The organism is Ectopseudomonas composti (assembly GCF_001567565.1).
GTDB classification, from domain to species: domain Bacteria; phylum Pseudomonadota; class Gammaproteobacteria; order Pseudomonadales; family Pseudomonadaceae; genus Aquipseudomonas; species Aquipseudomonas composti_A.
Genome location: NZ_LSSW01000013.1, coordinates 105426 through 124457, shown reverse-complemented (window position 1 = coordinate 124457; position 19032 = coordinate 105426). Strand labels below are relative to the sequence as shown.

Below are 19032 nucleotides of genomic sequence, written 5' to 3'. Positions count from 1 at the left end.
ATCAATGCCGCTCAGCGCAGCATGGTCTGTAATGCAGTGACAGACTCCAGGCGAGGACGCTGCCATGAAACTGCAACGACTGCTGGTCGTGATCGACGCCGAACACCAGCAACAACCCGCCCTGCAACGCGCCGTCGAAATAGCGCGCCAGGTCGGTGCCGAGTTGCACCTGCTGCAGATCGAATACCACCCCAGCCTGGAAGGCGGCCTGCTCGACAGCCAGTTGCTCGACCGCGCCCGTGACGCCATCGTGCGACAAAGCTGCGAGAAACTGCGCACCAGTGTCGCCCAACTGAGCGATGAAGGGTTCAGGATCGAAGTGGACGTGCGCTGGGGCAAGCGCCGCCATGAAGAGATTCTTGCCCGCGTCGTAGCGCTGCAACCGGATATTCTGTTCAAGTCGACCCATCCCAGCAGTGCGCTGCGCCGCCTCTTGTTCAGTGACACCAGTTGGCAACTGATCCGCCGCTGCCCGGTGCCGCTGTGGCTGGTGCACGACGCCGAGCCACGTGGTCACAGCCTGTGTACGGCGCTCGACCCACTGCACAGCGCGGACAAACCAGCCGCCCTCGATCACCAGCTGATTCGAGTCAGTCAGGCATTGCAGGCTGCCCTCGGCCTTGATGCCGACTACCTGCATGCGCAGGCCCCGCTGCCGCATTCACTGCTGTTCGACGCCGAAGTAGCGCAGGAATATGAAGACTACGTGACCCAGTGCAGCCGCGAGCACCGCGAAGCCTTCGACAGGCTGCTCGCCGAACACGCCATCGATCGCGCCAAGACCCACCTGCTCGATGGTTTTGCCGAGGAGGTCATCCCGCGCTTCGTGCGTGAGCACAATATCGGTCTGCTGGTGATGGGGGCCATCGCCCGCGGCCATCTGGACAGCCTACTGATCGGCCACACTGCGGAACGGGTGCTGGAACGTGTCGAGTGCGATCTGCTGGTGATCAAACCGGACGACAAAGGGTAGTGCACAGGAACAATGACTACAGCGCAAGGCCGTAGTAGCCTCCCCGGCATAGTTCACTAGGGAGTTCGTGCATGACCTTTCGCCGTACCAAAATCGTCGCCACCCTGGGCCCGGCCAGCAACTCGCCGGAAGTGCTGGAACAACTGATCCTCGCCGGTCTCGACGTGGCCCGTCTGAACTTCTCCCACGGCACGCCAGACGACCACAAGGCGCGCGCCGCCCTGGTACGCGAACTGGCCGCCAAGCACGGCCGTCATGTCGCCCTGCTCGGTGACCTGCAAGGCCCGAAAATCCGCATCGCCAAATTCGAGAACAAGCGCATCGAGCTCAAGGACGGCGACCTGTTCCGCCTGTCCTCGAGCCACTCGCGCACGGCCGGCACCCAGGACGTGGTCGGTATCGACTATCCGGCACTGATCCAGGACTGCGATGTCGGTGACGAGCTGCTGCTCGACGACGGTCGCGTGGTCATGCGCGTCGAACTCAAAGGCGCTGACGAACTGCACTGCCGCGTGCTGATCGGCGGCCCGCTGTCGGACAACAAGGGCATCAACCGCCGTGGCGGTGGCCTGACCGCACCGGCCCTGACCGAGAAGGACAAGGCCGACATCAAGGTCGCAGCGGAAATGGACCTGGACTACCTGGCCGTGTCCTTCCCCCGTGATGCCGCCGACATGGACTACGCCCGTCGCCTGCTCACCGAAGCCGGCGGCAATGCCTGGCTGGTGGCCAAGATCGAACGCGCCGAAGCCGTGGCCGACGACGAATCACTCGACGGTCTGATCCGCGCCAGTGACGCGGTGATGGTCGCCCGTGGTGACCTGGCCGTGGAGATCGGCGACGCCGAGCTGGTCGGTATCCAGAAGAAGATCATCGCCCACGCCCGTCGCCTGAACAAAGCCGTGATCACCGCCACGCAGATGATGGAGTCGATGATCCACAGCCCGATGCCGACCCGCGCCGAAGTCTCCGACGTGGCCAACGCCGCGCTGGACTACACCGATGCGGTGATGCTCTCGGCCGAAAGCGCCGCCGGCGAATACCCGGTCGAAGCCGTGCAGGCCATGGCCCGCGTGTGCCTGGGCGCCGAGAAGCACCCGACCAGCAAGCAGTCCAGCCACCGCATCGGCCGCCAGTTCGAGCGCTGCGACGAAAGCATCGCCCTGGCCACCATGTACACCGCCAACCACTTCCCGGGCGTCAAGGCCATCATCAGCCTGACCGAGAGTGGTTACAGCCCGCTGATCATGTCGCGCATCCGCTCGTCGATCCCGATCTTCGCCTTCACCCCGCACCGCGAAGCGCAGGCCCGTGTGGCGCTGTTCCGTGGCGTCTACACCGTGCCGTTCGACCCCGCCTCGCTGCCAGCGAACAAGGTCAGCCAGGCGGCGGTGGACGAACTGCTCAAGCGTGGCGTGGTCGAGCCGGGCGACTGGGTCATCCTGACCAAGGGTGACAGCTACCACGGCACCGGTGGCACCAACACCATGAAGATCCTCCACGTCGGCGATCATATGGTGTAACCCACCCGCTCACGCAGAAGGCCGCTCATCGAGCGGCCTTCTGTTTTATGGGGCCTGGCTGCAGCGTGCGCAGCGGATAGCGCGTAGAAAGTCCGCCCCTCAGGTGCGCACGAAATAGGCAATGGCGATCAGCGACAAGCCGATCACCAGCAGCCACAGGGTGCCGTCGACCAGATAGGGAAACCCCATCAGGCCCAGGCCACAGAGAAAAGGCACGGGTTTGCTCTGGCGCCGCCCATAGATCACGAACCCCAGACCGATGCTGCCGAACAGCAGCCCCCAGAGCAGCGCAGCGCCGTCCATCAAGCGAACCTCGTGAAGTCTGCCGGGCGCCTTTGCATGAACGCCGACAATGCCTCGATGGCCTCCGGCGAACGCAGGCGCTGGCCGAACAGCGCGCCCTCCTCCTCGATCACCTGGCGCAGCTCGTCACGCCCCGGCGCGCGCATCAGGCGCTTGCTGTCGACAACCGCCGATGGCGCCAGCTGGAGAAAACGCCGGGCCATCTCGCGCGCTTTGCCGAGCGTCGCGGCGCCATCGTCGAGGGCCTGGTTGGCGATGCCCCAGGCCGCAGCCTGCTCACCGCTGAAACCCTGCCCGAGCAGCAGCAACTCGGCAGCCCGTGCGTGCCCCAGCAAGCGCGGCAGAATCAGGCTGGAGCCATACTCGGGGCACAGACCAAGATTGACGAATGGCATCTTCAGTTGCGCATCGCGGCTGACGTAGACCAGGTCGCAGTGCAACAACAAGGTGGTACCGATTCCCACCGCAGGGCCCGCCACCGCGGCCACGACCGGCTTGGGAAAGTCGAACAGGGCGCGCATGAACTGGAACACTTCACTGTTCAGCCCGGTCGGTGGCGCCTGGAGAAAATCGGCGACGTCGTTGCCGCTGGTAAAGCACGCCTCGCCGCCAGTCAGCAGCACCACGCGCACGCTGGCGTCGCGCGCGGCGTCATCCAGCAGCTCGGCCATGCCGGCATACATGGCGCGGGTCAGCGCGTTCTTCTTGTCCGGGCGGTGCATGCGCAGGGTCAACAAGCCGTCGTCGCGTTCGATATGCAGGTGTTCGCTCATGCCACAGCTCCAATGTGCGACTTACGCACTGGCATCGGGCCTGGCAGGCCCCACATGACCTAAGCGCGAGTGAGGAAGACGTCGGCGAGCATCTGGCTGCGTGGCAACCCGGCCATGTAGAGGCGCCGCGCGAAGCTCTCGACCGTCGTGGGATGGCCGCAGAGTAAGGCGAGGGTCTGCCGCGAAACAAGGCGCAGTTCGGCCAAAGCAGCCGGCAACTGCGCCGCCGTTACCAGCTCCACCTGCAGGTTGGCGTGCTGCGCGACCAATGCCTGAAGCTCGCTCGCCAGATAGTGCTCGGCCGGCTCATGCGCGACATGCAGCAGTCGGATGGCACCTCGATGTTCCTGACGCAGCGCATCACGCAAGACCCCGTACAAGGGAGCCAGCCCCGTGCCAGCGGCCAACAGCCAGAGCGGCCGGGCCTGCCAATCGGCGTCGTAATGCAGAGCGCCACCGCGCAGTTCGCCGAGACGCAGCGCATCGCCAACCTGCAACTGTCGCGCGGCATCGCAGAACGCACCCGGCATGCGGCAATCGATATGAAACTCCAGGCCGTCGTCCTCGCCCGGCACGCTGGCCAGTGAATACGGACGCGCCACACCCTGCTCATTCCACAGCAGCAGGTGCTGGCCGGGGCGATAGCGCAATGGCCTGGCCGGCTGCAGACGCAGGCGCAAAACCTGCCGGCTGGGCCAGTCCAGGGCGAGCACCTTGGCCGCCAAGCCATCGCGCTGCGGATCGAAGGGTTCGACCTGCAGGTTCCCGACCACCTGGCACTGACAGGCCAGGCGCCAGCCCTCGGCGCGCTTGTCGGCCGCCAGCGCCTCGGGCTTGCGATCCTCCGGTTCGCCGTCGACGCAGCGCACCAGGCAGGCATGGCAGCTACCGGCTCGGCAACTGTAGGGCACGGCAACACCAGCGCCGAGCAATGCATCGAGCAAGTTGGTTTGCTGGGCAATCTGCAGTAGCTGGTCACCGACGCGCAGCTCAGGCACCCACAGTCTCCCAGCTGGCGTCGCAGCGATTGCGTCCACTGCGCTTGGCCTGATAGAGCGCCTGATCGGCGCGCTGCAGGGCTTCATCAAGATCATCACCGGCGACCAGCAACGTCATGCCGACAGAGAGACTCAGACCGTCGACTTTCAGGCCCACCGGCTCGGCCTTGGCGAAGGCAGCGCGCAGACGGTCGCAGCACGCGGTGAACTGATTGGCATCGGTATTGGGCAAGAGCAGAACGAATTCCTCACCGCCGTAGCGGGCAATGGTGTCGCCGTCACGCAGACAGGCACGGGCGATCGCGGCGAAGGCTTGCAGTACCTGGTCGCCAGCGGCATGCCCATGAGCATCGTTGATTCGTTTGAAATGGTCCAGATCGATCAGTGCCAGGCCGTGCTGGCGGCCATGCGCCATATGTTCCAGCTCACGGGTGGCCAGGCGCAGGAAATGGCGCCGGTTGAACAGCCCGGTGAGTTCGTCGGTGGCAACCAGGTCCTCGAGCTGACGCATCATTCCACGCAGGGTGTCCTGGTGTGCCTGCAGGGCGAAACGACGCTGGCGCATGCGCTTGCGCATGGCCTGTACGTAGCTGGAAAACAGACATAGCCAGACCAGCAGGATGAACAGCACCCAGACCTGCAGCCAGGCCATGCCCGGGTCCCCCAGCTGCATGCGGTAGCCCTCGATCAGCAGCATCGCGGTGAAGCCGAAGAAAGCGAATACGGCGCAACGCACGAACACCTTGGGCGGCAACTGGAACACGCCGAACAGCAGGATCAGAATGTAGAACACCATCATCACGCCGCGCGCACTGTCGAACAGCGCCAGCACCGGCGGTTGCCAGGCCAGCGCCACCAGCACCTGGGCTTCGGTCAGGCTGGGATCTTCACAACGCAGGTTGCGACCGGAAAGAAACAGCCAAAGAAACACCAACTGGCTGCCGAATACGCCCAGCGTCATCCAGCCAGCAGTGCTGGTCGAACCGAGAAACAGGCCATTGAACACGGCAAACCAGCAGACGAGCGCCATCATCGCGTACGTCGCGAAGGCCATGGCGAAGCGTTTGAGCAGGAGGCTCTGCAGGCTGCGTTGCGTTCCCCGGCGACTCATTGGGCTCATGGGCTCCATCCCATACTGGCATATGGCCGTAACTCTACCCCCCTGGCCATGGATTTCCTAGCGAGCCGATAACCGCCCCACTGCGCGTGCCATCGACCTTCGGCTGCTGTGCCCGCCACAGTCGCCTGCGGTATACTGCCGCGCCTTTTTGGGCGGCTCTGAAAATATCGTCAAGGCGGTTTCAGAGGTGCCCTTCCGCCGTTGCGCCGGGTCGTTGTCCGGCGCTTCCTTGTTGATGTTCCCTGATAGAGGAGCGCCCCAATGACCGTGATCAAGCAGGACGACCTGATTCAGAGCGTCGCCGACGCACTGCAGTTCATCTCCTATTACCACCCCGTCGACTTCATCCAGGCGATGCACGAGGCCTACCTGAAGGAAGAATCGCCAGCCGCCAAGGACTCCATGGCGCAGATTCTGATCAACTCGCGCATGTGCGCCACCGGCCACCGCCCGATCTGCCAGGACACCGGCATCGTCACCGTGTTCGTCAAGGTGGGTATGGACGTGCGCTGGGACGGCGCCACCATGAGCGTCGACGACATGATCAACGAGGGCGTGCGTCGCGCCTACAACCTGCCGGAAAACGTCCTGCGTGCCTCGATCCTGGCCGACCCGGCAGGTGCGCGCAAGAACACCAAGGACAACACCCCGGCGGTGATTCACTACTTCCTCGTCCCTGGCGACAAGGTGGAAGTGGACGTCGCGGCCAAGGGCGGCGGCTCCGAGAACAAGTCGAAGATGGCCATGCTCAACCCGTCCGACTCCATCGTCGACTGGGTCCTCAAGACCGTGCCGACCATGGGCGCCGGCTGGTGCCCGCCGGGCATGCTCGGCATCGGCATCGGCGGCACTGCCGAAAAAGCAGCGGTGATGGCCAAGGAAGTGCTGATGGAGCACATCGACATCCACGAACTGCAGGCCCGCGGCCCGCAGAACCGCATCGAAGAGCTGCGCCTGGAGCTGTTCGAGAAGGTCAACCAGCTGGGCATCGGCGCCCAGGGCCTGGGCGGCCTGACCACCGTGCTCGACGTGAAGATCATGGACTACCCGACCCATGCAGCAAGCCTGCCGGTATGCATGATCCCCAACTGCGCCGCCACCCGTCACGCCCACTTCGTGCTCGACGGCTCCGGCCCTGCCGAGCTGGAAGCGCCGGATCTGGACGCCTACCCGGAAATCGTCTGGGAAGCCGGCCCGAGCGCGCGCCGCGTCAACCTCGACGAGATCACCCCGGAAGACGTGCAGAGCTGGAAGCCGGGCGAGACCGTCCTGCTCAACGGCAAGATGCTCACCGGCCGCGACGCTGCGCACAAGCGCATGGTCGACATGCTGAACAAGGGCGAGCAGCTGCCGGTGGACCTCAAAGGTCGCTTCATCTATTACGTCGGCCCGGTCGATCCGGTCGGTGACGAAGTGGTAGGTCCAGCCGGCCCGACCACCGCCACCCGTATGGACAAGTTCACCCGTCAGATCCTCGAACAAACCGGTCTGCTGGGCATGATCGGCAAGTCCGAGCGCGGCCCGATCGCCATCGACGCGATCAAGGACAACAAGGCCGTGTACCTGATGGCCGTCGGCGGCGCCGCCTACCTGGTCGCCCAGGCGATCAAGAAGTCCAAGGTGCTGGCCTTCGAAGAACTGGGTATGGAAGCCATCTACGAGTTCGAAGTCAAAGACATGCCGGTGACCGTCGCGGTCGACACCAACGGTGAGTCGGTACACATCACCGGCCCGGCGATCTGGAACAAGAAGATCGCCGAAAGCCTGGCGGTGGAAGTGAAGTAAGCGTCAACGCTGCAAAGCAGAAGCCCGGCCAAGTGCCGGGCTTTTGCATTCTCAGGAGATGACTCCGTAACCCGTTAGGCGCCCTGCAGCAGTTTTCGGCCGCGTGCCAGGTAGCTGTCCATCTCCGCCTGCGGCACCATGCTGCCGCCCGTCGCCCATACCAGATGAGTCGCCTGCGCCATGCGCTGCGGTGTCAGGCCCATGCGCTGGCGATAGCCCTGCTGCTCGCCCAGCACCCGCAGCACACCCGGCATGCCGGCCAGGGCCGAAGGCTCCAGACGCTGGCCCTCGGTCTGTTCCAGCAACGCCAGGTAGCGGAACAGCTGTTCATCGCTGACCGTGTAGTAGCCATCGATCAGACGCTGCATGGCGCGCCCGACGAAACCCGATGGCCGACCGACCGCCAGGCCGTCGGCTGCGGTGCGGTTGTCGATGCCGAAATCCTGCACCGCCAACTCTTCATGTCGGCCGGTATGCACGCCGAGCAGCATGCACGGCGAGTGCGTCGGCTCGGCGAACAGGCAGTGCACCGCGTCGCCAAACGCCAGCTTCAGGCCAAACGCCACACCACCCGGCCCACCGCCCACACCGCAAGGCAGGTAGACGAACAGCGGATGCTCGGCATCGACCACGACACCGGCCGTTGCCAGTTGCTGCTTGAGGCGTTCGCCGGCCACCGCATAGCCGAGAAACAGATGCCTGGAGTTCTCGTCATCGACGAAGTGGCAGCGCGCATCGGCCTCGGCCTGGCGCCGCCCCTGCTCCACCGCGACGCTGTAATCGCTGGCGTACTCGACCACCGTCACGCCATGGGCACGCAGCTTGTCCTTCTTCCACTGACGCGCATCGGCGGACATATGCACCGTGGCCTGGAAGCCCAGGCGCGCACTGATGATGCCGATGGAAAGCCCCAGATTGCCGGTGGAGCCGACGGCCACCTGATAACCCGCGAAAAAGGCACGCATCGCATCGCTATCGAGGCAGGCGTAGTCGTCGTCGAGGCTGAGCAGCCCGGCCGCCAGTGCCAGGTCCTCGGCATGCTTGAGCACCTCGTAGATGCCGCCACGGGCCTTGATCGAACCGGAAATGGGCAGATGGCTGTCACGCTTGAGCCACAGCGCGCCAATCTCGCCCTCGCCGTGAATCTCTTCACTCAGCAAGGCTTGCATACGCGGCAGATGCAGGATGTCCGACTCGATGACCCCGTCGCTGGCGGCCGTCTGCGGGAACACGCGAGCCAGATAAGGTGCGAAACGCGCGAGACGCGCGCTGGCATCGGCCACATCCGCAGCGCTCAAACCGACATCGCCCAGCGCCTCGCTGGCCGGCGCCACGGCGGGATTGAACCAACTGGTTTCACGCAGGGCGATCAGCTCGTCGAGCAGCGGATATTGCGCTCGCCACTGGGCGAGCGGCTGACCAAGGATCATCGGCAGTTTCCTCATTGCAGGCCGTTAACAGCGGCCATTAGATGACGCCTGCGCGCATCTGGCAAAGGCCGGGAGCGGCAGACCAGCGGAACGATAGCCGCCGAGGCATGGCCTAAACGGGAAACCGCCAAGGAGTTGTCATGACCTTTTCCATCGTTGCCCGCTGCCCGCGCAGTGGACAGTTCGGCGTCGCCGCCGCCACCGCGATGCCGGCAGTCGGCAAACTGCTCAGCCATGCCGCTGCCGGCGTCGGGGCAGTGGCGACCCAGGCGCAGGTCAACCCCTATCTGGGCCTGGATGGCCTGCAGTTGCTGCGCCAGGGACTGTCGGCTGAGCAGGCACTGGAACGCCTCAAAGGCACCGACCCCTGCATGGAACTGCGCCAATGCGCCCTGATCGACGCCCAGGGCGACAGCGTCTGCTGGACCGGCGAACAATGCCTGCCCTGGGCCGGCTCGCTCAGCGGCGAACAGTTCTCCATACAGGGCAATCGACTGGTCGGCCCGCAAGTGCTGGAGGCCGTGGCCGAAACCTTCCGCCGGGAAGCCAGGCGCCCGCTGATCGAACGCCTGATCGAAGCGCTGGACGCTGGCGATCGATGCGGCGGCGACCGGCATGGCGAATCCTCCGCGGTGATCTATGTGGTCGACAAGGAGGACTACCCGCTGTGGGACATCCGCGTCGACCATCACCTCGACCCGGTGGCCGAACTGCGCCGCCTGCACAAGGTGTTCGCCCGCGACGTGCTGCCAGAGATACTCGCCATGCCGACACGCGAAAACCCGGCAGGCCTGGCGGCCGAGGATGCGGTCTAGCGCGCGGCGGCCCCGAAGCGCCGCCGATAATCGCCAGGCGACACGCCCACCAGGCGGGTGAACACCTTGCGAAACGCCCCGCTGTCACCGTACCCCACCTGCCAGGCCACCTGCTCGATGCTCTGGCGGGTGAACTCGAGCAACTCGCGCGCCTTGCTCACACGCAGCTGCTGGCAGTACTCGGTCGGTTTCATGCCCGTAGCCGCGCGAAATCGACGCAGGAAGGTGCGCTCCCCCAGGCCCGCGCGCGCAGCCATGCTGGTCAGGCTCGTCTCCGCCCCGGCCTGCCCCTGAAGCCAATGCTGCACGGCCAGTACCGCCGCGTCGCCATGGTCAAGGCTGGGCGCGAAGCTGCTGAAATGCCGCTGCGACTCGCGGTTCAGATCGACCACCAGAAAGCGTGCAGTCTCCGCCGCGATGGTCGGCCCCAGCAGCCGCGTCACCAGCGCCAGCCCCAGATCGGTCCAGGCCATCAGCCCCCCGGCGGTGATCAGGTCACCGTCGTCGATGACCATGCGCTCGGGAAGTACCTGAACCAGCGGAAAGCGAGCCGCCATCTGCGCGGCCAGCGCCCAGTGGGTGGTTACCGTGCGGCCGTCGAGCAAGCCGGCCTCGGCCAGCGCGAACGCACCGACGCACACCGACGCCAGCAGCACACCCGCGCCATGCTGCTCACGCAGCCAGTCGCGATAGCAGGCGGCGAGCGGCTGGTCGGCATCGTCATCCAGACAGGGCGGCAGAATCACCACCTGCGGCGGCGCCTCATCCTGCGCCGGGCTGCCGAACACGCGCCGTACGCACCCGCTCTCATCGGCCTGCCAGTGGCTGACGCGCAGCCGAGGCAGCCCCTGGCGCTCCTGCCCCGCCGCCATCCGGTTGGCCACGCTGAACAGATCGCCCAAGCCATGCACCGCCGCGAGCTGCGCGCCGGGATAGAGCAGTAGTCCGATCTCCAGACAGCGCTCGCTCATTGTCAGTTTTTCCCCACAGATTGTCGGCCCTGCCCATCCTCGCGCAGGCGCCGGGGCGATAAGGTTTGCCGCACATCATCCCACGGAGAACACCATGAGCAAGCGCGCCCTGATTCTGATCGACATCCAGAACGACTATTTCGACGGCGGCAAATGGACCCTCGAAGCGATGCAGCTCGCCACCAGCAACGCCGCCCGCGTGCTGGCCGGCGCTCGCGCAGCAGGCGACAAGGTGATCCACGTGCGCCATGAGTTCGGCAGCGACGATGCGCCCTTCTTCGCACCGGGCAGCACCGGCGCGCGCATCCACGAGCAGGTGCAGCCATTGCCGGACGAGCCGGTGGTGCTCAAGCACCAGGTCAACGCCTTTCTCGGCACCGACCTCAAGGCTCAACTCGACGCCGACGGTATCGAACAGGTGACACTGGTCGGCGCCATGAGTCATATGTGCATCGACGCCGCAGCCCGCGCCAGCAGCGACTTCGGTTATGCCACCACGGTCATTCACGATGCCTGCGCGACGCGCGACCAAGAATTCGAAGGGCAGGCGATTCCCGCCGCGCAGGTGCATGGCGCATACATGGCCGCGCTGGCCTTCGCCTATGCCCAGGTCATCTCGACCGAGCAGTACCTGGCTGGCTGATTCAGCTTGCCCCGAAGCGCTCCAGTTGCATCTCACGCAGACGGCTGAGGGTGCGGCGAAAGGCAAAATCGAGATAGCCCTGGGTATACAACTCTTCCAGGGCCACATCGGCCTCGATATACAGCGGTACGCGGCGGTCGTAGCACTCGTCGACCAGGGCGATGAAACGTCGCACCGCATCGTCGTTTTGCGCCAGCGCCGGCAGTTGCCGATCCCCGGCATCGATCCGCTCGGCGCCATCTTCGGTGCCACGGGCGATGCGCCCCTCGCGCGGCGCGCCGCCCAGCCGCGGCACCTGTTCGAGCAGGATCGCCGGGAAGCGCTCGCACAGCTCGATGAATTCCGGCGCGGCCAGTGGCTGTTCGCACACATCGCTGAACCGGCACCACAACGCCGCCGGGCTGTGGCCCAGGGTCGCGACGCGGCGATGGTTCAGCTCGAACGTCTCACGACTCACCGGCAGGCCCTCACTCAAGTGAGCGAACAGCTCGCCCAGCGCCTGCGGCTGCTGCACCCAGTAGCGCTGCACCTCAGCGCCGGGATGCAGGCGATGATCCTGCTCGCCATCCACGGCCACCACCTGCATGTGCGCCTCGAGCGCAGCGATGGCAGGCAGGAAGCGCTCGCGGTTGTAGCCGTCGGCATAAAGCTGATCCGGTGGCTGGTTGGAGGTCGCCACCAGCACCACGTTCTGCTCCACCACAAGGCTGAGCAGACGCCCCAGCAGCATGGCGTCGCCAATGTCAGTAACGAACAATTCGTCGAAGCACAGCACGCGCACCTCGCGCCCCAGCTCCTCGGCCAGCAGGCGCAGCGGGTCGGCATTGCCGGTCAGCTGGAACTGACGCTGGTGCACCCACTGCATGAAGTGATGGAAGTGCTGGCGCCGCGCGGGCACGCGCAAGGCGTTGTAGAAGCTGTCCATCAGCCAGGTCTTGCCGCGCCCCACCGGTCCCCAGAGGTAGACACCGGGCGGCCGCTCACCGCGATGCACGGCCTCGAAACACTGCTGCAGCGCCTCGACTGAACGGCGCTGGGCGGCATCGACGACGAAACCACCAGCCAGTGCCTGCTCATAAGCGGCCAGCGGCGAATCCGGCAGCGCCTCTGGCGCGTTCATCGCAGCACCAGCCGGCCGTCGTCGAACTGCGTTGGCCAGTCGCGGCGGGTGAACACCTGGCCCTGTTCCCGCACCCGGCGCACCTCGGCCAGATCCAGCTCGGCGATCAGCCAGTGACTGCGCGCGGGGCACAGCGCTTGGCTCTCGGCGATCACCCCATTGGCCGGCATGCCGTAATCCGACGGCACGTACAGCGCGGCGCGGCCGATGTTCTCGTCCAGCGCCGGCGACCAGGGCGCCAGGCCGACGGTGGGTGATTGCAGCACGGCAATCTGGTTTTCCAGGGCACGGGCCTGGGCGCCGATACGCACGCGATAAAAGCCCGCCTCGGTATCGGTGCAACTGGGCGCCAGGATCAGGTCCACCCCGGCCTCGGCCAGGGTGCGCGCCAGCAACGGGAACTCGTTGTCGTAGCAGATCAGGATGCCGAGCTTGCCCAGCGCCGTGTCGAACACCTTGAGCCCGCTGCCCGCTGCAATCTGCCACTGTTCCAGCTCGAAGCGGGTCATCATCAGCTTGTCCTGGCTACCCAGACAGCCGTCCGGGCCGAACAGCCAGGCGCGATTGCGGTAGAGGCCATCGTCATCCAGCACCGCCACCGAGCCCGGTTGCAGATGGATCTTGAGCCGTCGAGCCAGGCTTTCGCACAGTTCCAGCCAGCGCGGCAACAGCGCCTGGATGCCGGCGATGGAGCCATGCAGATCGCTGCGCTGGGTCTCTGGCAACTGCCCGGTCAGCACCAACCCGGCGTATTCCGGCAGCAGCAGCAGGTCGGCGCCCTGCCCGGCCGCCTCTTCGCACAGCGCGCTGAGGTGCGCGGCGTAGGCGTCCCAGCTGGTCAGCAGGTCGATGTGATATTGGCAGGCGGCAACCTTGATCATGGTGTGAGTTCCTTCAACCAGAACGACATGGGCTTGGCCGACTCCTCGGCTTCGTCCAGGTCGCGCCAGTGGTACTGGGTGTGCAATTCGGGGTGATGACGGTAGCCACGACGCGCCCAGAAGGCGTCCAGCGGCTGATAGTCGGCAGGCCGGCGCGGGTGCTCGGCCGGGCGCTGCACGGCGCAGAAGGCGCACCAGTTGAAGCGCCCCAGGCGCCGTGCATGGGCCTCGCGCTCGGCAAAGAAACGCACGCCCAGGCCGCGCCCCCGCCAGGCCGGCAAGACCACCGACTCGGCGCAGTAGAAGATGCGCGCAGGATCCCAGCCGGCATCGATGAACGGCTGCTGGAACTCTTCGGTTTCGTCCATCAATGGCAGCGCGGTGGAGGCGCCGACCACCCGACCCTCGTCACGCACCAGCACGCACAGGCTGCCCGCGCTGCGCACATAGGTGTCGAGGTACTCGGCCTCGTAGTCGAAGCTGCCGTCGTAGAGGTAGGGAAATTCGCGGAAGACCGTGATCCGCAAATGCGCCAGGTCTTCGATATGGGGCGCGATCTGCGGCCCCTGGAGCAATTCGATGTCCATCTGGAGTCGTTCGCCAGCAGCAGGGTGACGCCGGCGGCTATGCCGGCACGAAAGCGCGAACTTATCATGCGTGCCAAGCAACCACTAACCACGCTACGAAAGGAATTTAGCCATGACCGCCACCGAACTGGTTCAGGCCTACTATGCCGCCTTCAACGCCGGCGACATGCCCGCTTTCCTCGACCTGCTGGCCGAGGATGTGGTGCACGACATCAACCAGGGCGAGCGCCAGGTTGGCAAAGCCACCTTCGCCGCCTTCATGGACAAGATGAACCGCTGCTACCGCGAGCGCCTGGCCGACATCGTGGTCATGCAGAACGCAGCCGGCGACCGCGCCGCCGCCGAGTTCGTGGTACACGGCGAATACCTGGCCGACGACGAAGGCCTGCCGCCGGCCAACGGCCAGACCTATGTGCTGCCGGCCGGCGCCTTCTTCGAGATCAGGGACGGCAAGGTCGCGCGCATCAGCAACTACTACAACCTGGGCGACTGGGTTGCACAGGTAGGCTGACCACCCGCGCCATACCCGTCTCGCGCCGCTCGGCGACTGCAATGAGCGGCCCGGGGCACCTTCATCGGTGCCCCAGGCCTCACCTCAGACCGAGTACCCGAGCGGTTTGCCGTGCGGGTTGCGGCGCCCGAACAGCAGCATGATGATCACCAGCATGCAGCCGATCAGGATCGCGCCCGAGGACAGCACGAAGATGCTGAAGCGGTCGTTGCCCTCGATGAACAGGCTGAGCAGGGTCGGCGCCGCAGCGGCTGATGCCACCTGCACCACGCCAACCAGCTTGGTCAGGCGCCCGGTCGGGTCATGGGTCACCACCGAGGACATGTAGTAGGACAGCGCCAGGTTCCAGCCGAAGTTCATCAGGAACACCGCGATCATCAGATCCGAAGCCGTGTGGATGCGCGTGGCGAGCATGTAGATGGCGCCGAGTACGGCCAGCGAACCGGTGAGGATCATCGACACGCGGCCCAGGTGACGACCGGCGATGCTCGGCAGCGCCGCACCCGGCAGGCCGCCGAGCAGGCCGATGCTGATCGCCCAGCCGATGTCCACCGGCGCAATGCCGGCTTCACTGGCGATGCCTTCGACGAAGCCCCACAGCGAGTAGATCGCCAGCTGCAGGAACAGCATGCCGAGCAGCGAACAGACGCCGATCAGGGTCAGCCCGGACAACAGCGGCACGCTGGAGCGCTGCTGCTGATCCTCACTCTGCTTGACCGGCAGGATGAAGCACACCAGGCAGAGCAGCACGAACCAGGCCACCAGGTAGTAGATCGCTCCGGAGAAGCCCTGCCACTCGGCGACGATCGGCAGGATCACCGCGCTGCTGGCGAACAGCGCAGTCTGCACGAACAGCAGGATGCCGAAGGAGCGATCCGGCCCACTCATGCGGCCCAGGCAGTAGATGGCGTAGGAATACAGGATGCCCGAGCAGATGCCCGAGATGCAGCGCAACACCAGCAGCGTGTCGAGCTGGGTGACGCTGGCCGTGGCGGCGTTGGCGAGCAGCAGCACGAGGGCCGTACTCAGGGCGATGGTGCGTGGCCCGAGAAAGCGCAGCATCGGCACGTACAACAGCGTGCCGACGATGGAACCGCACATCTCGGCGGACATGGTCCAGCTCTGCTGGAGCAGGCTCAGGGTCAGGCGCTCGGTCAACAGGCCGATGAAGATCGGCTGCACACCGATGACGATGATCGAAGCAGCCGCGATGAAAATGCACGCGGCGCGTACGAGGGTTTGGTTAGCGATGTTCATGGTCGGTACCTGCCGGCTGGGCCACCGGGTGGCCTGCCGCTTCAGTGAAATTCATGAATGACGAAAGGAAAGCCGGTCAGACGAGTCGGTAACAATGAATGGCAACCAGGTCCGCAGCGGGATAAATCACCTTGCCGATCAGTGCGCTGCGGGTCAGCCAGTCCAGCCGCCCGCTCGCCACCTGAAAACGCGGCGAACAGCTGCACTGGTACTCCTGCTCGCCGACCGGCCAGATGCCCTGCGCATCCAGTTCACGGGCCTTGTCGCTGAGCACGAGCAGGCCGACGTTGTGGATGTTGATCAGCTCACCGCGATCGCTGAGCAGGCTGTAGCGAGCATCCAGCTCACCCACGCCGTCGCTGCGCTGCAGGTAGAAGTCGGCGCCGCCGGCGAGGACTTCGCCGCGCACGTCCAGGCCTTCGAAATGCCCGCCAAGTATTCTGAAGTTGCTGCGCTGGCCATCCGTGCAGGCGCCCAGTTGATCCCCCGCGGCAATTGACACGTGGATACTCATCACCCATTCCAGAGTCGGCACGCCGAGCCCGGTTTGCGCTGTGTTTGTCATCACGCACTCCTGCGCCCCGAGAGGCGCTGCTGGCTCGGTTTCAGTAACGGTAGGTAACGTAGAGTTCGAGGGCGCTGAACGGGTCGTCGCCGCCGAAAGCATGCTTGGCCGCCGACTTGGCATTCACCCAGTTGTAGGCCACCGAGCCGTAGAAACTCGGAGTAGGCGTCCAGTCGAGAAACACCACGGTCTCGTCGGCGAAACGGCGACTGTCCATGGCGGCGCCGCGGAAGTTCTTCTCGTCGAGCCAGAACTGGTAGTGGATGGTGCCGATGGCCAGGGTGTCGGTCAGGCGGCTTCTGAGCGAGAACTGCTGAACCCGCTCGTTGCTGTTGAACAGCAGGTAGTTGCCCACCACGTCGCCGATCAGCCAGCTGCTCCAGTCGACGAAGCCCTTGCTGAGCGGGTCCCAGGCTTTCTGGGTGTTGTCAGCCAGGTTGTCGTCACCGGAGAACACGGCGTAGCGGTAGCCAAGCGTGGGTGTGAACGGCAGATCCTGAAACTGGTAATCGGCTTGCGCGTACCAGGCCTTCGCATCGAATTTCAGCCTGGAGTCGCCGCCGCGCTGTACGGCGTACTCGCCATTGAGGGTCAGGTTCGGCAGCCCCGGCAGATGGCCGCGCAACGCGCGCAGGTTGAAGACCTGCATACCGTCGCGGCGCATCGCGTCGCTGCTCTTGCTGGCCTCGGTGTCGACCTTCATGGCCATGACGCCGAGGGTCACCTGGCCTTCGAGGTCGTAGTCCAGGTTGGCGCCGCTCATGCGGTAGTCGCCGTAGTGGTCGTCGGTACCCAGGGTGAATGCCTGGGCCTGTACCGGGCCGTGGCTCCAGTCGAGGATCGCCGAATCCTTGAAGGCGGTGCGCGGAGCGAGCCAGTAGGCACCATCGCCGAACAGGTCGAGATTGCCATCCATGACGATGAAGCCGCTGCCGATGGTGTAGTTCTGCCGGCCGGCGGTGAGCTTCCAGTCGCCAGCGCGGATGCCGACGTAGGCCTCTTCGGTGTTGATGCGGTTATCGGAGCTGCGCGTGAATCCTCCTGCATCGCCGTCACCGAAGGTCCAGGTGCCAATCGCCGACGCGCCGGCCAGCAGGCTGACGGTTTCGTTGAGTGAGTAGTCGAGGGTGATACCTGGCTTGAGGTAGGCCTCCTGCCAGTCGACCTTGGAACCCTTGTTTTCGAAACTGCGCATGTCCACCGCACCGGCACCGAAGTTGACGCCGCGGGTGCTGACGGAGGCGGCTCCGGCCGTCAGGTTGAGTTCGCCTTTGAGGTTCTCGTATTCGAACGGGTAACCGGCCAGAGCCGGTTGGCTGAGCAGCGGAATGCCGAGGGCAAGCAGCACGCAGGGGGAACGCTTGGACGTGTACATATGAAGCTCCTGTGTATTTTTTTTGTATTACAGGGCAGTTGGTGGCGGCCGAATCGACCACCGATTACCTGACGCAGCAGGCTGGAGCGCTGGCGAACCGGCGCTCTTGGTTCTTGTATTCGGTGAGTCAGCCGTGCAGATGGGCGGCGATGGTTCTCAGCATTTGCACGGTGTCGATATCCAGCTCGGTCACCGCATCGGGCAGCGACGACTGCTTGACGATCACCACGTCCGAGTTGAAATCGACGAACAGGTACTGGCCGTGGATGCCGCTGGCCATGATGGCCGGGCAATGATCGTTGAAGACGTACCACTGGCTGCGGTAGGAAGCGCCCGGGGTCCACTCGGAGAAGTCCTTGTGCACGCCGTAGATGGCCGGATCGGAGCCGGCCGCGATGGCCTCGATCACCGCCTTGTCGATGACCTGCTCGCCATCGACCTTGCCGCCGTTGGCGAGCATCAGGCCGAAACGGCCCATGTCGCGCAGGGTGGCGTTGAAGCCGGCACCGGCGACGCTGCGCCCCCAGGGATCGGCCATGAAATAGGCATCGCGCTCGCAGCCCAGTCGCTGCCACACGGCCTGTAGCTGCTCGGCGCAGCCCACGCCACTGGCACGCTCCATGACCCAGGCCAGCACTTCGGTGGTGGCGGTCACGTAGTGGAACAGGCCGCCATGTTCGCAGCGCTTACGCAGCGACGGCAGGTACTGATACAGCGACTCGTACTGGGCATATTCGGGCAGCGCCGGCTTGAAGCCGCAGGCGTAGCCGTACTGAGAGCTTTCCGAGGCGGGATCGTCGTACATCTCGGTGTAATGAACACCGACAGCCATGTCGAACAGCTGGCGCACGGTGGCATCGCCAAAGGCGCTGCCGGCCAGTTCCGGCACGTAATGCTGGGTCTGCGCCTCGGGGTCGAGCACGCTGTCGTGGATCAGTTGTTCACCGAGTACGCCGATCAGCGACTTGGTGACCGAGAACATGATGTGGCGGTCGCTGGCGACCTGGCCATTGAAGTAATTCTCGTAAACCACGCGGCCCTTGTGCAGGACCAGGAAGCTGTCGGTCTTGCTGGCGTGCAGGTGGTCGAGCACGCTGACGCTGCGCCCGCAGGTGCTTGCGAACCGCAGACCTTCGACCTCTACCGGCGCATCGGCCAGCACAGAACTGGGTCGCGCCCCGGCGGCGACATCGATGGTGGGACGCAGGCGTGCCAGGTTGCGAAAGCCCCAGCGGTTGAACGGCGGCGACATCCAGTTGGCCCAGGTCACACGCTGTTGCGGCTCGGCAGGGAAACCCTGCATCAGTACGGGCTCTTGTTGTTCTTGGTCGTACATCTCGCTGACTTCCGTATTACGGGAAACCAGGGAGCGGTCGAGGATATGGTTCATCTGACTCATCCT

Annotated in this window: 19 protein-coding genes; 6 read left to right on the top strand and 13 right to left on the bottom strand. The window is 65.0% G+C overall.

Annotated features, from left to right (window positions below):
- Nucleotides 1-64: 64 nt before the first annotated feature.
- Both PCLY_RS02885 and pyk read left to right on the top strand, forming a co-directional pair.
- Nucleotides 65-973 carry a universal stress protein gene (locus tag PCLY_RS02885; protein ID WP_061237740.1) on the top strand — a complete coding sequence of 303 codons (909 nt, stop codon included), beginning with the start codon at nt 65-67 and terminating at the stop codon, nt 971-973.
- A 71-nt stretch (nt 974-1044) separates the two neighbouring features.
- A complete protein-coding gene (gene pyk / locus PCLY_RS02880) occupies nt 1045-2496 on the top strand; it encodes a pyruvate kinase (protein WP_061237739.1) in 1452 nt (483 codons plus the stop codon).
- Nucleotides 2497-2595: 99 nt separating this feature from the next.
- Here the strand turns inward: pyk and PCLY_RS02875 are convergent, their stop codons facing one another.
- Genes PCLY_RS02875 through PCLY_RS02860 form a run of 4 tightly spaced genes read right to left on the bottom strand, consistent with a single transcriptional unit; the run spans nt 2596 to nt 5690 of the window.
- The gene (locus tag PCLY_RS02875) at nt 2596-2799 is read right to left on the bottom strand and encodes a hypothetical protein (protein WP_061237738.1); all 204 of its coding nucleotides are present in this window, start codon (nt 2797-2799) and stop codon (nt 2596-2598) included.
- Nucleotides 2799-3572, bottom strand: a complete 774-nt coding sequence (locus PCLY_RS02870) for an enoyl-CoA hydratase (RefSeq protein ID WP_061237737.1) — start codon at nt 3570-3572, stop codon at nt 2799-2801. Before PCLY_RS02870 ends, PCLY_RS02875 begins: the two co-directional genes overlap by 1 nt.
- A 59-nt stretch (nt 3573-3631) precedes the next feature.
- The gene (locus tag PCLY_RS02865; protein ID WP_061237736.1) at nt 3632-4570 is read right to left on the bottom strand and encodes an iron-sulfur-binding ferredoxin reductase; all 939 of its coding nucleotides are present in this window, start codon (nt 4568-4570) and stop codon (nt 3632-3634) included.
- A complete protein-coding gene (locus PCLY_RS02860) occupies nt 4563-5690 on the bottom strand; it encodes a GGDEF domain-containing protein (RefSeq protein WP_061237735.1) in 1128 nt (375 codons plus the stop codon). The genes PCLY_RS02865 and PCLY_RS02860 overlap by 8 nt, the downstream gene beginning before the upstream one ends.
- A gap of 261 nt (nt 5691-5951) precedes the next feature.
- Between PCLY_RS02860 and PCLY_RS02855 the strand changes: the two genes are divergently transcribed.
- Nucleotides 5952-7475 carry a fumarate hydratase gene (locus tag PCLY_RS02855; protein WP_061237734.1) on the top strand — a complete coding sequence of 508 codons (1524 nt, stop codon included), beginning with the start codon at nt 5952-5954 and terminating at the stop codon, nt 7473-7475.
- 74 nt (nt 7476-7549) lie between these two features.
- Here PCLY_RS02855 and dsdA read toward each other — a convergent pair whose 3' ends face one another.
- Nucleotides 7550-8905, bottom strand: coding sequence for a D-serine ammonia-lyase (gene dsdA / locus PCLY_RS02850; RefSeq protein ID WP_061237733.1), 1356 nt, complete (start codon nt 8903-8905; stop codon nt 7550-7552).
- Between the two features lie 140 nt (nt 8906-9045).
- Here dsdA and PCLY_RS02845 point away from each other — a divergent pair, with 140 nt between their 5' ends.
- On the top strand, nt 9046-9720 hold the full coding sequence (locus PCLY_RS02845) for a DUF1028 domain-containing protein (protein ID WP_061237732.1): 675 nt from the start codon (nt 9046-9048) through the stop codon (nt 9718-9720).
- Here PCLY_RS02845 and PCLY_RS02840 read toward each other — a convergent pair.
- On the bottom strand, nt 9717-10691 hold the full coding sequence (locus tag PCLY_RS02840; RefSeq protein WP_061237731.1) for a GlxA family transcriptional regulator: 975 nt from the start codon (nt 10689-10691) through the stop codon (nt 9717-9719). The genes PCLY_RS02845 and PCLY_RS02840 overlap by 4 nt on opposite strands.
- A gap of 94 nt (nt 10692-10785) precedes the next feature.
- Between PCLY_RS02840 and PCLY_RS02835 the strand changes: the two genes are divergently transcribed.
- On the top strand, nt 10786-11334 hold the full coding sequence (locus PCLY_RS02835; RefSeq protein ID WP_061237730.1) for a cysteine hydrolase family protein: 549 nt from the start codon (nt 10786-10788) through the stop codon (nt 11332-11334).
- Nucleotide 11335: 1 nt separating this feature from the next.
- Here the strand turns inward: PCLY_RS02835 and zapE are convergent, their stop codons facing one another.
- From zapE to PCLY_RS02820, 3 genes are read right to left on the bottom strand one after another with little or no spacing between them, the layout of a single operon-like run.
- Nucleotides 11336-12454, bottom strand: coding sequence for a cell division protein ZapE (gene zapE / locus PCLY_RS02830; RefSeq protein ID WP_061237729.1), 1119 nt, complete (start codon nt 12452-12454; stop codon nt 11336-11338).
- On the bottom strand, nt 12451-13335 hold the full coding sequence (locus PCLY_RS02825) for a carbon-nitrogen hydrolase family protein (protein ID WP_061237728.1): 885 nt from the start codon (nt 13333-13335) through the stop codon (nt 12451-12453). Before PCLY_RS02825 ends, zapE begins: the two co-directional genes overlap by 4 nt.
- On the bottom strand, nt 13332-13922 hold the full coding sequence (locus tag PCLY_RS02820) for a GNAT family N-acetyltransferase (protein WP_061237727.1): 591 nt from the start codon (nt 13920-13922) through the stop codon (nt 13332-13334). Before PCLY_RS02820 ends, PCLY_RS02825 begins: the two co-directional genes overlap by 4 nt.
- 112 nt (nt 13923-14034) lie before the next feature.
- Here PCLY_RS02820 and PCLY_RS02815 point away from each other — a divergent pair, with 112 nt between their 5' ends.
- On the top strand, nt 14035-14433 hold the full coding sequence (locus PCLY_RS02815; protein ID WP_061237726.1) for a nuclear transport factor 2 family protein: 399 nt from the start codon (nt 14035-14037) through the stop codon (nt 14431-14433).
- Nucleotides 14434-14517: 84 nt separating this feature from the next.
- On the opposite strand, the gene PCLY_RS02810 is transcribed toward PCLY_RS02815, so the two are convergent.
- The 4 genes from PCLY_RS02810 to PCLY_RS02795 form a co-directional block, all read right to left on the bottom strand.
- Nucleotides 14518-15690: an MFS transporter gene (locus PCLY_RS02810; protein WP_061237725.1), complete on the bottom strand. Its 1173-nt coding sequence runs from the start codon at nt 15688-15690 to the stop codon at nt 14518-14520.
- Between the two features lie 76 nt (nt 15691-15766).
- Nucleotides 15767-16255 carry a DUF3237 domain-containing protein gene (locus tag PCLY_RS02805; RefSeq protein WP_061237724.1) on the bottom strand — a complete coding sequence of 163 codons (489 nt, stop codon included), beginning with the start codon at nt 16253-16255 and terminating at the stop codon, nt 15767-15769.
- A 40-nt stretch (nt 16256-16295) separates the two neighbouring features.
- On the bottom strand, nt 16296-17630 hold the full coding sequence (locus tag PCLY_RS02800) for an alginate export family protein (RefSeq protein WP_061237723.1): 1335 nt from the start codon (nt 17628-17630) through the stop codon (nt 16296-16298).
- A 127-nt stretch (nt 17631-17757) separates the two neighbouring features.
- Nucleotides 17758-19020 carry a serine hydrolase domain-containing protein gene (locus PCLY_RS02795; protein WP_082767997.1) on the bottom strand — a complete coding sequence of 421 codons (1263 nt, stop codon included), beginning with the start codon at nt 19018-19020 and terminating at the stop codon, nt 17758-17760.
- Nucleotides 19021-19032 lie beyond the last annotated feature (12 nt).